We start from the raw sequence: 12,221 nt of genomic DNA, 5'->3' as shown, positions 1-12,221 counted from the left end.
GCCACAGGGGGTCGGACAGGTGCCGGGGGCCGGGCAGCCAATGGCGGTCGGACAGGTGCCGGGGGCCGGACAAGTACCTGGTGTTGGACAAGTGACGGCTCCGGGGCAGGCGCCGGCTGCGGGGCTGGTGCAGGTTCCCGGGCAGGTGCCCGTTGTCGGGCAGGCTCCAGGGGTTGGACAGCCGCAGCTTCCCGGACAGACACCGGGTGCGGGGCTGGTGCAGGTGCCGGGACAGATGCCGGGGGCTGGACAGTTGCCGGGGGCTGGACAGCCGCCGCTTCCCGGACAGCCGCAGAACGCCGGGCAGCCGCAGCTCTCCGGGCCCATGCAAGTCGGTGCGCAGCCGCAGGTTCCGGTCCCGGCGCAGGGTGTCGGCCAGGTGCCGGCTCCCGGGCAGATGCCGAGTGCCGGCCAACTGCCGGTTCCTGGGCAGGTCCAGGGCGCGGGCGCCGGGCAGGCGCAGGTGCCCGGGCAGGTTCCGGGTATTGCGCAGCCGCAGCTTCCGGCGCAACCGCAAGTCGTCGGTCAGGCGCAGGTGGGCGGTCAGGCCGCGGTCGCCGGACAGCCGCAGGTTCCTGCGCAGCCCCAGGCCCTGGGGCAGCCGCAGGTTCCTGGACAGCCGCAGGCCCCCGGGCAGCCGCAGGTTCCTGGACAGCCGCAGGCCCCCGGGCAGCCGCAGGTCGCCGGGCCGGTGCAGGTGCCCGGGCAGGGTGGGCCTGATGGTGCCGGGGGCGCGGTCGGCGAGGACGGGCGGCACGATGCCGTTCCGCATGACCAGTCCGGGGACCACACCCCGCCCCAGCCGCACCCCACCAGCGCGCCGACCGGCCGTCGTCGCCGTGCCGTGGCCCAACCGGCGGAGCCCGCCGGTCAGCCGGTCGTCCAGGGTCAGCAGGCCGCGGTGACCGTTCCGGCGCAGGGCTCGCTCCCGGCGGGCGTACAACTCGCCCCGGGTCAGCCGATCCCGGCACAGGCTTCCCCCGGTCAGTCCGTCCCCGTACAGGCCCAGGCACCCGGTGTTCCCGTGCAGAACGCCACCGGGGAGGCCGCGCTGCCCGCTCAGCAGGCCCAGCCGGTTCAGCCGGTGCCGCCGGGCGCGGCTCAGCCGGTGCCCGGGGCGGGTATGCAGCCGGTTCCAGGACAGCCGCTTGCGGCGCCCGGGGTACCGGCGGCTCCCGGGCAGGCCCTGCCCGCGGAGGCCGGTGCCGGCGTGCCGGTCGGCGGTGCCACCGGTGCCGTACCCCCGCAGGCCGCGCCGCAGCCCGGTGCTCCGTTGCCTCCCGAGGCGCAGGCCGTGGCCAGCGATCCGACTGTCGACCCCAACTCGACGCAGGGGCGGGCGATCAGTGTGCGGACGCTGGGGCAGGGCGTGCCGTTCACCCGTCAGGCTGCGCAGGTGCAGCAGCCGACGGCGACCCCCGCGCCGCACAACCCGGGCGGTTCGGGCCGGCGGCGGAAGCTGGGGACGCGGACCGGGGCGGGGGTGGCGCCGGAGCAGGCGGCCCGGCCGCATCCGGCCGGCGAGCAGACGCCCGCGCAGGTCCCCCAGCCGTCCCTGGCGGGCCAGTCGCGGCTGGCGCAGGCCACCGAGGGCAGCGGACGGTCGTACGCCATAGGCGCGCCGGACGAGAACGCCGCCGAGGGGCCCGAGCCGCTGGACGGTCCGGGCGGTGCCGTGGAGATCGCGGACACCCCGCGGCCCGTCCCGCTGGACGACGAACTGCCCCCGGAGCCCCTGGACAACCCGCGGCGGCTGCTGGTGTGGCCCGCCCCGGACGTGACGACCCAGCAGGCGCTCAGCGACCGCGGGTACCGGCCGGTCATCGTGCACTCGCGCGAGGAGGTCGACGCGCAGATCGCCGCGTTCCCGGCGGCGCTGTTCGTGGACCCGCTGACCGGGCCGATCACCCGGACCGCGCTGCAGTCGCTGCGGGAGGCCGCCGTCACCGCCCAGGTGCCGGTGATGGTGACCGCGGGACTGGGGCAGGCGACGCGCGAGGCGGCGTACGGCGCCGATCCCGCCGTACTGCTGAAGGCGCTGGCGCCGCGGGACAGCGAGCAGCATCCGCCGCGGGTGCTGCTGATCGAGGAACACGCGGAGATCGCGCTGGCGTTGACCGCGACGCTGGAACGGCGCGGGATGCAGGTGGCGCGGGCCGCCAGCGACGCGGACGCCGTGACACTGGCGGGACAGTTGCGGCCGAACCTGGTCGTGATGGACCTGATGCAGGTGCACCGGCGGCAGGCCGGGATCATCGACTGGCTGCGCGCGAACGGGCAGCTCAACCGCACCCCGCTCGTCGTCTACACCGCCGCCGTCGACCAGGCGGATCTGCCGCGGCTGGCGTCCGGCGAGACGGTGCTGTTCCTGGCGGAGCGCTCGACGAGCGCCGAGGTGCAGTCGCGGATCGTCGACCTGCTGGCGCGGATCGGCACCAACTGACCACCGACTTACCACCGACCGATCGCCAGCTGATCGCCAACTGATCACTATCTGACCACCGACTGACGCGGACACGGCCACGCCAGTCGGTGCCGGGAGTGCGGGGGGTGCGGGGGGGACCGGGGTCCGTCAGAGCTGGGTGACGTCCAGGTCGCCGTCGGCGTACCGCCTGCGCAGGACCTTCTTGTCGAACTTGCCCACGCTCGTCTTCGGCACCGCCTCGATGATCGTCCAGCGCTCCGGGAGCTGCCACTTGGCGATGTGGCCCTCGTCGGCGAGGAAGGCGCGCAGGGACGCGAAGTCGGCGGTGGCGCCCTCCTTGAGGACCACCGTGGCCAGCGGACGCTCGCCCCACTTCTCGTCGGGGACGGCGACGACGGCCGCTTCGGCGACCTCCGGGTGGGACATCAGGGCGTTCTCCAGCTCGACCGAGGAGATCCACTCGCCACCGGACTTGATGACGTCCTTGGCGCGGTCGGTGAGGGTGAGGAAGCCCTCGGGGGAGATCGTGCCGACGTCGCCGGTCTTCAGCCAGCCGTCCTCGCTGAACTTGTCGGCGGGGCGCAGGGGTTCGGCGTCCGGGCCGTTGTAGTAGGCGCCCGCGATCCAGGGGCCGCGGACCTCCAGCTCGCCCGCCGACTCGCCGTCCCAGGGCAGGCGTTCGCCGCCGGGGCCGCTGAGCCGCGCCTCGACACCTGCCGGGAAGCGGCCCTGCGTCAGCCGGTACCCGAACTCCTCGTCCGTGCCCACCACATGGGCCGGCGGACGGGCGATCGTGCCGAGCGGGGAGGTCTCCGTCATGCCCCAGGCGTGACAGACCCGCATCCCGAGCTCGTCGAAGGCCTCCATGAGGGAGGGCGGACAGGCGGAACCGCCGATGGTGACCTGGGTGAGGGAGGAGACGTCCCGCGGCTTGGCGTTCAGTTCCGCCAGCAGACCCTGCCAGATGGTGGGGACGGCGGCCGCGTGGGTGGGGCGCTGGGTCTCGATCATCTCGGCTAGCGGGCCGGGCTGCAGGAAGCGGTCCGGCATCAGCAGGTTGACGCCGGTCATGAAGGTGGCGTGCGGCAGGCCCCAGGCGTTGACGTGGAACTGCGGCACCACGACCAGCGAGGTGTCCTGGTCCGTCAGCCCCATCGACTGGGCCATGTTGACCTGCATGGAGTGCAGGTAGATCGAACGGTGGCTGTAGACCACGCCCTTGGGGTCGCCCGTGGTGCCGGAGGTGTAGCACATGGCCGCGGCCTGGCGCTCGTCCAGCTCCGGCCAGTCGTACGTCGTCGGCCGACCCGCGATCAGCTCCTCGTACTCGTGCACCCGCGCCCGGGCACCCTCGAGCACCGAACGGTCACCGGGGCCGGAGACCACAATGTGCTCCACCGTCGGCAGCTTCGGCAGCAGCGGGGCGAGCAGCGGCAGCAGCGAACCGTTGACGATCACGACCTTGTCGGCCGCGTGGTTGACGATCCACACCAACTGCTCGGCCGGCAGCCGCAGGTTGAGCGTGTGCAGCACCGCGCCCATGGAGGGGATCGCGAAGTAGGCCTCGACGTGCTCCGCGTTGTTCCACATCAGCGTCGCGACCCGGTCGTCACCCCGGACGCCGAGCTCGTCCCGCAGGGCGTTCGCCAGCTGCACCGCGCGGGTGCCCGCCTCGGCGAAGCTGCGTCGATGCGGCTCGGACTCGCCGGTCCAGGTGATGATCTGCGACCGTCCGTGCACCAGCGTCCCGTGCGTCAGGATGCGGGCAACGGTCAGCGGTACGTCCTGCATCGTGCTCAGCACGGTGTCCTCCCGGGGCGACATTGCCTACGCGGCGGTAAGGTATGCGCTGATTCTGCGCACATACCGCGCGGTATGTCACTAGGTGCCGCTGATCGATCGCGTCACTGCGGTCCCCAATAGCCTCCAGGTCGGCGCATTAACGCACAAGCCCCAGCTCAGGGTCCTCGCGGAGTTTCCCGAGCGCACGGGAGACCGCCGATTTCACTGTGCCCACCGACACGCCGAGCACCTCGGCCGTCTGGACCTCGCTGAGGTCCTCGTAGTACCTGAGGACGACCATCGCCCGCTGCCGGTCGGGCAGCTTCATGATCGCCCGCCACATCGCGTCGTGCAGCGCCTGCTGCTCGGCCGGGTCTTCCCCGCCGGGCGCGGGCTCCGGCTCCGGCATCTCCTCGCACACGAACTCGTCGACCTTGCGCTTGCGCCACTGCGACGTCCGCGTGTTCAGCAGCGCCCGGCGCACATAGCCGTCCAGCGCACGGTGGTCCTCGATCCGCTCCCAGGCGACGTAGGTCTTGGTGAGCGCGGTCTGCAGCAGGTCCTCCGCGTCGCTCGGGTTCGCGGTCAGCGACCGGGCGGTACGCAGCAGCACCGACTGCCGGGCCCTCATGTACGAGGCGAACGACGGGTACGACAGGGTCTGCGTCGCCGGGGCGGCGGCGGTCGAAGCGCTGGTGCAGACGGGTGTGGTCATGGACTCCACGCTAGGAGCGAGGGCGCCTCCGGCTCATCGGCCGCAGGTCCCGAAGCCGAGTCCCCCTCAGGTTGTAGGGGTGGGGTTGACTGCACCTCCTGAAGGTGGACGAGGGGGTGACACGTACTGCGGGATCACCCCTGGGGGAGCACCCCGGGCTCCTGCCGTCGCTCCGTCCGGGCGGCCTCGGTGGCGGGATCGAGCGAGGTCAGCAGGTCGCCCGCGCCGGCCCAGGCCCGGGTCAGCCGTCCGCTGCCAGGACCAGGCACGAGGTGGGCACGCCGGTGCCCGCCGTGACCAGGACCCGCTCCGCGCCCGGTATTCGGTTCACCGCCGTCCCGCGCACCTGTCTCACCCCTTCGGCGATCCCGTTCATCCCATGGAGGTACGCCTCTCCCAGCTGTCCGCCGTGCGTGTTGACCGGCAGTCTCTCCGCGGCCATGAAGTCGGCCCCCTCCCCCTTGCCGCAGAACCCGAACTCCTCCAGCTGCATCAGCACGAACGGTGTGAAGTGGTCGTACAGGATCGCCACGTCCACATCGGCCGGCGTGAGCCCGGAGGTCCGCCACAGCTGGCGGGCCACCACGCCAATCTCCGGCAGGCCGGTGAGGTCGTCGCGGTAGAAGCTCGTCATCTGCTCCTGGCCGCGCCCGGCACCCTGGGCGGCCGCCGCGACGACCGCGGGCGGGTTGGGCAGATCTCGGGCGCGCTCTACGGACGTCACGACGATCGCCTGGCCGCCGTCCGTCTCCTGACAGCAGTCCAGGAGTCTGAGCGGTTCGACGATCCAGCGGGAGGCCGCGTGGTCGGCGAGGGTGATCGGTCGGCCGTGGAAGTACGCCGCCGGGTTCGTCGCCGCGTACTTCCGGTCGACCACCGCCACATGCCCGAACGCCTCCGGGGTCAGCCCGTACGTGTGCAGATAGCGCTGCGCCGCCATCGCAACCCAGGAGGCCGGGGTGAGCAGCCCGAACGGCAGGGACCACCCGAGCGCGGTCCCCTCCGCGGACGGCTCCCGGTGCTGCACGCCCGAGCCGAAGCGGCGTCCGGAGCGCTCGTTGAAGGCCCGGTAGCAGACGACGACCTCGGCGACACCGGTGGCGATCGCCAGCGCCGCCTGCTGGACGGTGGCGCAGGCCGCGCCGCCGCCGTAGTGGATGCGCGAGAAGAACGACAGCTCGCCGATCCCGGCCGCCTGCGCCACGGTGATCTCCGGGCTGGTGTCCATCGTGAACGTCACCATCCCGTCCACGTCGCCCGGCGTCAGCCCCGCGTCGTCCAGCGCCGCCCGCACCGCCTCCACGGCGAGCCGCAGTTCACTGCGTCCCGAGTCCTTGGAGAACTCGGTGGCCCCGATGCCGACGACGGCCGCCCGTCCACCCAGGCCGTCCCGGCCCCGGACACTCATCGGGCACCGCCTGAGGGGGCGACGGTGCCGGTGGGCACGGGGGCGGTGGGCACGACGGCGACGGAGCCCACGGCGATATCGGTAGGCACGACGGCATCGGAGCCCACGCCGACATCGGTAGGCACGATGGCATCGGAGCCCACGGCGGCGTCGGTGGGCACGGCGGCGTCGGTGGGCGTGGTGATCGCGGCTGCCGAGGGGACCGTGACCGTCACCGTGCCGGTTACGTGTCTGCCGATGCCGTTCGACCCGACCACCCGGACCGTCGCCGTGTCACCGTCGACCTCTTCGACCGTGCCCGTCAACACCATGGTGTCCCCGGGGTAGTTGGGCGCCCCCAGTCGTATGGCGACCTTGCGGAGGTGGGCCGTGGGTCCGAAGTGGTCGGTGATGTAGCGGCCCACCAGGCCGTTCGTCGTCAGGATGTTCATGAAGATGTCCGGGGAGCCCTTCTGCCGGGCCAGCTCGGCGTCGTGGTGCACGTCCTGGTAGTCGCGGGAGGCGATGGCGCCGGCCACGATCAGGGTGCGGGTGATCGGGATCTCCAGCGGCGGCAGCTTCTCACCGGCCCTCATACGGTCTCCTCCTCTCGGGCGCGGAACACGGGCAGCACCAACTCGTCGTCGTACGACTGGAATTCGAGATGGACGGGCAGTCCTATCCGCACCTTGTCGTAGGGCACGCCGATGACGTTGCTGATCAGACGGACGCCTTCGGCGAGCTCTATCAGGGCCACGGCGTACGGGGGGTCGAAGGCCGGGAAGGGCGGGTGGTGCATGACGACGTAGGAATAGACCGTGCCCTCGCCGCTCGCCTCGACCGTGCCCCAGTCCGGGCCACCGCAGGCGTTGCAGCCCGGCAGCCAGGGGAAGCGGAGGGTGCCACAGGCTGTGCAGCGCTGGATGAGGAGGCGGTGGCGCTCCATGCCCTCCCAGAAACCGGCGTTGTCGCGGTTGACGACCGGGCGGGGACGGCGGGCGGATGGCTGAGTCGCGCTTATCGCCGACTGCTTCTCCTTGTTCTCCGACTCCTTGCGCCTCCTGCCCGCGGGGGCGTACTTGAGGATCCGGAAGCGGTGAGTGCCGACCAGGTCGCGGGCTGCGCCGACCCGTACCTCCGTGCGTGTGGTGACGAAGTACCCCGTCCCCAGCTTGGTCGTCTTGCGGTCGGAGACCGACTCGATCACGGTGTCGAAGCTGACCTCGTCGCCGGGCCGCAGGGGCCTGACGTACTCCTGCTCGCAGTCCGTGGCGACGACCGAGGTGCAGCCCGCCTCGTCGAGGAGGCCGAGCAGCTCGTCGTACGCCTGCGAGCGGCCCGTGTGCCCGGAGAGGCCTCCCATGGTCCAGGCCTGGAGCATGGTGGGCGGGGCGATGGCGCCCGGGCCCTCGTACGCGGGGTTGGTGTCGCCCATCGCCTCGCACCAGTGCCGGATCATGGGGAGGTTGACCGGGTCCTTGCCCGCACCGGAGACGGCGGCGGCCCTTCCCTCGTATGCCTTCAGCCGTGCGACCAGCTCGTCCTCGCTCACCATCGCCCCCCTCGTCCCGCGCCGCCTCGCATCGCATCGCTTTGACACTTCTGGTACACCGCAGCCGCCGGTGGGGTTCCACGACCTCGGCGAGAGTTTTCTGACTGTCCGTCAGATCTGATCCACTGTCAAGGTCGTTCCCGATGCGCTGTGAAGGTTCGCGCCGGCCCCCTCGCTGAGCGCCGTCCCCCACGGCATACACACGTCTGCGCGGCGGCACCGAAGTGCCGCCGCGCGACGTATCACCCCCCACCCCCCGGGCACCCGACTCCGCGAGTCAGGGCCGTCGGCTCACCACAGGTGGCTGAAGTGCACGGCGACGTTCTCGTTTCCCTGCTGGATGGCGGTGAACGCGGAGCCGTTGACCTGCGCGGTGTTGCTCTGGTTCGAGGCACCGGAGCCGACCGCGTTCTGCTGCGTGGTGGACGAGTTGCCGTTGTTGTCGTGTCCGACGCCGCTGCCGACGACGCTCGCGACACCCGCGTTCGATCCGTCGTCCGCGAAGGCGCCGTTGTCCGCCGCCGCGACGCCGGCGAACAGGGCGGCGGCCAGCGGGAGGGCGGAGACGGCGGCGATGACGCGGGCGGTACGGATGCTTGCCATGTTTCTTCCTCCAGAACCCGGCCTTCTGGCCGGTAGTGCGTCAAGTGAGGCTGTTACCAAGGCAGTTGGCCGACCGCCTCGGAGCTGTGCACGACGTCGCGAGACCAGGGTTGCCCACCGAATCCCCGGCGAACCACCCCGGAAGCCGTGATTCCCACTCAAGTGCTACGACAAGTCGATAAACCCCTTTCGCCACTTTCCGTACCCAGCTCGGGGCGGAGCGGGCACCCGGCCTTCAAGTGACAGAAGGGATGAAGCGTTCCGGCAGTTTTCCGGCCAATCTCTCCGGACGGGCGCGTCGCGTTCGAAGACCCTTCCCTTTTTCGAACGTACGTACGAACATAGAGGCATGGCCACCACCGACCGGCAGGCCACGACGCTGGCCCTCGCACACGCCCTGTCAGCCGCCGAGCGCGGACTGGCCGTCATCCCCCTGTCCCGGACGAAACTCCCGGCCCTTCGCTCCCCTCACCGCGACGACCCCGAGCCCCGCCCCTGCCACGGCGAGTGCGGGCGCCTCGGCCACGGCGTGTACGACGCCTCGACCGACCCCGCGCGCATCCGCGAACTGTTCGCCGCGGCCCCCTGGGCGACCGGCTACGGCATCGCCTGCGGCCTGCCGCCCCACCACCTGATCGGCGTCGACCTCGACACCAAGACCGGCACGGACTCCTCGACGGCGCTGCGTGAACTCGCCTTACGCCACCTGTTCACCATCCCGGACACGGTGGTCGTGCTCACACCCAGCGGCGGCCGCCATCTGTGGCTCACCGGCCCGGCGGACGTGGCCGTTCCCAACTCCGCCGGCCGCCTGGCCCCGGGCATCGACATCCGCGGCGCCGGCGGCTACCTCGTCGGGCCGGGCTCCCGCACCGACCACGGCGCCTATACGACGGCCCCCGGCACGGCCCACCTCGCCCCGGCCGCCTGCCCACCGGCCCTGCTGCGCCTGCTGCTCCCGCCGCCACGGCCCGTCCACCCGGCGACGCATCCCTCGGCGGGGGACCACGGGCAGGGGCTGGTCCAGTTCGTCCTCGCCGCGCACGAGGGGCAGCGCAACACCCGGTTGTTCTGGGCTGCCTGCCGGGCCTACGAGAACGGAATCGGCCCCGCCCTCGTCGCCCCCCTGGTCGACGCTGCGCTCAACACCGGCCTGACCGAACGCGAGGCACGGGCGACGATCGCGTCGGCGGCGCGCATGACAGGGCACCGGCCGTGAGGCCACCGGCAACAAAAGCAAAGGAAGTCCATGCACGACCGCCCTAGAGTGCGGTTCATGTCGCTGACCCGCGTGATCCTCACCTCCGGCCGCTCCGTCGAGCTCACCGAACTTCGGCTGTCGTCGACGTACGGCAGGATGCTGGAGGGCTACCCCTGCAGACTGGTCAACGACATGAAGATCAAGGGCCTGCTCCACACCGCCGAGCGCGTCTTCCCCACCACCCCGGTCCATCTCGTCCCGCCCGCGCGGGAGTACCCCGACCAGTACTCCGGCGCGTTCGGCCCGGTCGAGGTGCTGCCGCCGGTCGCCTGCGTCGGTTCCCTGCACTCCGCGCCCCTCGACCCCGCCCACGATCCGGTCCTGTACCGCTCCTCCCTCACGGTCATCTGGTTCCAGCCGACCCCGGACGTTCCGCACGAATGCGATGCGGAGGCGGGTCTGCGGGAGGTGGACTGGGCGGAACTGGCACGGGACTTCGAGCTCTAGCCGAAGCGATGCGGCGACGGCGCGAGTGCGGCCTGATGCAGCATCCGCAGGGCCTGATCCAGCATCTCCAAGGGCTGGCCCGGAATCCCAGAGCTGGTCAGCGTCCCCAGCGCCTAGTCCAGCATCCCCAAGGCCGTGTCCGGCTGGCACTGCGGGCAGGGCTTGATCCCGTCGGCGAGGGCGCACCGTGCCTGGTCGCGGCTGATGCCTTGGCTGCGCTTGCCCGCGTTCCAGCAGTCCCCCGCGTGCACGTACAGCGGTGCGGCGTGCCGGTTCAGCCCCAGTTCGATGAGCCACTCCGGCGCGGGCGGACGGGCGTGGATGCCGTGCTGCCGCTCGGCCTCGCGGCGTTCCTCGTCGAGGATCCACCGGCGGGTGCGGGCGAGGTCCCGTTCCTGCACGCGCTCGAGGAAGCGGAGCAGTGCGAGTCTCGACGGGACCGTGTCGTTCACACGTTCGATTCTAAGATCGTGGCGGCGACCTGCAATCCCCGGGAGGTCATCGCACCCGCCGCATGATCCGGCCGACTCCGCCCGCCTCGCCCAGTCCGGTCCAGGGACGCACGAGGAAGGGGTGCCGCTCCTGAGAGCCGCACCCCTTCTGACCTGCAAGCCTCTGACCTGCTGCGGTGGGTGTGGGATTTGAACCCACGGTGACATCGCTGCCACGACGGTTTTCAAGACCGTTCCCTTAGGCCGCTCGGGCAACCCACCCCGCGCCGTCCAGGAGATCGAACGGCGCGGGACCAGGGTAACGGGTCCGCACGCGCGCGTGGGTCGGTTGTTGATCGACCGGGGAGGTACGCGCGCGTGAGGTCGGTGGGGTCAGCTGTCGCCGACGCGGGAGCCGAGGGTCAGGTCCACGGTGTGGGACTTGCCGTCGCGCTCGTAGGTGATCGTGACCTTGTCGCCCGGCTTGTGGGTCCAGATCTCGCCGATCAGCGTCGGACCGGAGTCGATCACCATGTCGTCGAGCTTGGTGATGACGTCCCCGGGCTTGAGGCCGGCCTTGTCGGCGGGACCGCCGGACTCCACCGCGGAGGCGCCCCCGGCACCCTGCTCGGTGATCTTGGCGCCGTTGCTGGAGTCCTCCAGGGAGACGGACGCGCCGATCTTGGCGTAGACGGGCTTGCCGGTCTTGATCAGCTGCTGGGCCACGTACTTGGCCTGGTTGATCGGGATGGCGAAGCCCAGACCGATGGAGCCGGACTGGCTGGTGCCGCCGAGGCCCCCGCTGCCGGTGGACTGGATCGCCGAGTTGATGCCGATCACGTTGCCCTGGGCGTCGAGGAGCGGCCCTCCCGAGTTGCCCGGGTTGATCGAGGCGTCCGTCTGCAGGGCGCTCATGTAGGAGGCGTTGGTGCCCTGTCCGTCGCTGGAGGCCACCGGACGGTTCTTGGCGCTGATGATGCCCGTCGTCACCGTGTTCGACAGGCCGAAGGGGGCGCCGATGGCGATCGTGGAGTCGCCGACCGCGACCTTGTCCGAGTCGCCCAGGGTGAGCGGCTTGAGGTCCGACGGGGGGTTCTTCAGCTTGATGACGGCGACGTCGTAGCCCTGCGCGTGTCCGACCACCTCGGCGTCGTACTTCTTGCCGTTCGGGAAGGTGGCCGTCAGCTTGCCGCCGTCGAGGGCGTCGGCGACGACGTGGTTGTTGGTGACGATGTGGCCCTGGGTGTCGAAGACGAACCCGGTGCCGGTGCCGCCCTCGCCGTTGGTGGACTCGGCCTCGATGGTGACCGTGCTGGGCAGCGCCCGGGCGGCCACGCCCGCGACCGTGCCGGCGTCGCGCTTGACGGCGCCGCCGCTGGTGGAGGCGGAGACCGTCGTGGAACCGCTGTTGTCGTCGTTGTTCTTGGCCAGCGTGTAGCCGAGACCGCCGCCCAGACCGCCGGCGACCAGCGCGGCCACCAGAATCGCGGCGACCAGGCCGCCGCGGCCGGACTTCGGGGACCGCGGCTGCGGCTGGTAGGAGGAGCCCCAGCCGGAGTTCGAGCCGCCGGAACCGTCGGCGTACGAGGGGGTCGCGGGCGGCGGGGGCGGCCAGGAG

Annotated in this window: 9 protein-coding genes, 1 tRNA gene and 2 pseudogenes; 3 read left to right on the top strand and 9 right to left on the bottom strand. The window is 71.6% G+C overall.

Annotation, left to right across the window (positions count from 1 at the left end):
- A pseudogene (locus GRC12_RS34315) lies at window positions 1-2,443 on the top strand (nickel transporter); the annotation flags it as partial.
- A 129-nt stretch (window positions 2,444-2,572) separates the two neighbouring features.
- Here GRC12_RS34315 and GRC12_RS34310 read toward each other — a convergent pair.
- The 6 genes and pseudogenes from GRC12_RS34310 to GRC12_RS34285 all read right to left on the bottom strand — a co-directional run bounded on the left by GRC12_RS34310 (window position 2,573) and on the right by GRC12_RS34285 (window position 8,464).
- Complete coding sequence (locus GRC12_RS34310; RefSeq protein WP_208783762.1) at window positions 2,573-4,249, bottom strand: long-chain fatty acid--CoA ligase; 1,677 nt, start codon at window positions 4,247-4,249, stop codon at window positions 2,573-2,575.
- Between the two features lie 115 nt (window positions 4,250-4,364).
- Window positions 4,365-4,922 (bottom strand): SigE family RNA polymerase sigma factor, encoded by a 558-nt coding sequence (locus GRC12_RS34305; RefSeq protein WP_133049763.1) that lies wholly within the window; start codon window positions 4,920-4,922, stop codon window positions 4,365-4,367.
- Window positions 4,923-5,163: 241 nt separating this feature from the next.
- Complete coding sequence (locus GRC12_RS34300; protein WP_208783761.1) at window positions 5,164-6,330, bottom strand: lipid-transfer protein; 1,167 nt, start codon at window positions 6,328-6,330, stop codon at window positions 5,164-5,166.
- Window positions 6,331-6,515: 185 nt separating this feature from the next.
- Window positions 6,516-6,905: pseudogene (locus GRC12_RS34295) on the bottom strand (MaoC family dehydratase); the annotation flags it as partial.
- Window positions 6,902-7,864, bottom strand: a complete 963-nt coding sequence (locus GRC12_RS34290; RefSeq protein WP_208783760.1) for a bifunctional MaoC family dehydratase N-terminal/OB-fold nucleic acid binding domain-containing protein — start codon at window positions 7,862-7,864, stop codon at window positions 6,902-6,904. The pseudogene GRC12_RS34295 and the gene GRC12_RS34290, both read right to left, overlap by 4 nt.
- A gap of 288 nt (window positions 7,865-8,152) precedes the next feature.
- Window positions 8,153-8,464 carry a hypothetical protein gene (locus GRC12_RS34285; RefSeq protein WP_208783759.1) on the bottom strand — a complete coding sequence of 104 codons (312 nt, stop codon included), beginning with the start codon at window positions 8,462-8,464 and terminating at the stop codon, window positions 8,153-8,155.
- A gap of 349 nt (window positions 8,465-8,813) precedes the next feature.
- Between GRC12_RS34285 and GRC12_RS34280 the strand changes: the two genes are divergently transcribed.
- Together GRC12_RS34280 and GRC12_RS34275 are read left to right on the top strand one after the other, a co-directional pair.
- Window positions 8,814-9,683 (top strand): bifunctional DNA primase/polymerase, encoded by an 870-nt coding sequence (locus GRC12_RS34280; protein WP_208783758.1) that lies wholly within the window; start codon window positions 8,814-8,816, stop codon window positions 9,681-9,683.
- Between the two features lie 57 nt (window positions 9,684-9,740).
- On the top strand, window positions 9,741-10,172 hold the full coding sequence (locus GRC12_RS34275; RefSeq protein ID WP_244374221.1) for a hypothetical protein: 432 nt from the start codon (window positions 9,741-9,743) through the stop codon (window positions 10,170-10,172).
- A gap of 113 nt (window positions 10,173-10,285) precedes the next feature.
- On the opposite strand, the gene GRC12_RS46790 is transcribed toward GRC12_RS34275, so the two are convergent.
- From GRC12_RS46790 to GRC12_RS34260, 3 genes are all read right to left on the bottom strand, one after another.
- Window positions 10,286-10,624, bottom strand: coding sequence for a DUF6233 domain-containing protein (locus GRC12_RS46790; RefSeq protein WP_208783755.1), 339 nt, complete (start codon window positions 10,622-10,624; stop codon window positions 10,286-10,288).
- Window positions 10,625-10,798: 174 nt separating this feature from the next.
- Window positions 10,799-10,885: transfer RNA gene (locus GRC12_RS34265), tRNA-Ser, on the bottom strand.
- 111 nt (window positions 10,886-10,996) lie between these two features.
- A partial coding sequence (locus GRC12_RS34260) for a S1C family serine protease (RefSeq protein WP_208783752.1) occupies window positions 10,997-12,221 on the bottom strand: 1,225 nt, incomplete at its 5' end.

This window comes from Streptomyces griseorubiginosus, assembly GCF_017614965.1.
In the GTDB taxonomy this organism is placed as follows: domain Bacteria; phylum Actinomycetota; class Actinomycetes; order Streptomycetales; family Streptomycetaceae; genus Streptomyces; species Streptomyces griseorubiginosus_B.
This window is presented reverse-complemented; position numbering and strand designations above follow the sequence as displayed.

Bases quoted from the DNA above. Each gene is read 5' to 3' on its own strand.
- GRC12_RS34305 (WP_133049763.1), bottom strand. From the start codon at position 4,922: ATGACCACACCCGTCTGCACCAGCGCTTCGACCGCCGCCGCCCCGGCG.
- GRC12_RS34275 (WP_244374221.1), top strand. From the start codon at position 9,741: ATGTCGCTGACCCGCGTGATCCTCACCTCCGGCCGCTCCGTCGAGCTC.
- GRC12_RS34290 (WP_208783760.1), bottom strand. From the start codon at position 7,864: ATGGTGAGCGAGGACGAGCTGGTCGCACGGCTGAAGGCATACGAGGGA.
- GRC12_RS34300 (WP_208783761.1), bottom strand. From the start codon at position 6,330: ATGAGTGTCCGGGGCCGGGACGGCCTGGGTGGACGGGCGGCCGTCGTC.
- GRC12_RS34280 (WP_208783758.1), top strand. From the start codon at position 8,814: ATGGCCACCACCGACCGGCAGGCCACGACGCTGGCCCTCGCACACGCC.
- GRC12_RS34285 (WP_208783759.1), bottom strand. From the start codon at position 8,464: ATGGCAAGCATCCGTACCGCCCGCGTCATCGCCGCCGTCTCCGCCCTC.
- GRC12_RS34310 (WP_208783762.1), bottom strand. From the start codon at position 4,249: ATGTCGCCCCGGGAGGACACCGTGCTGAGCACGATGCAGGACGTACCG.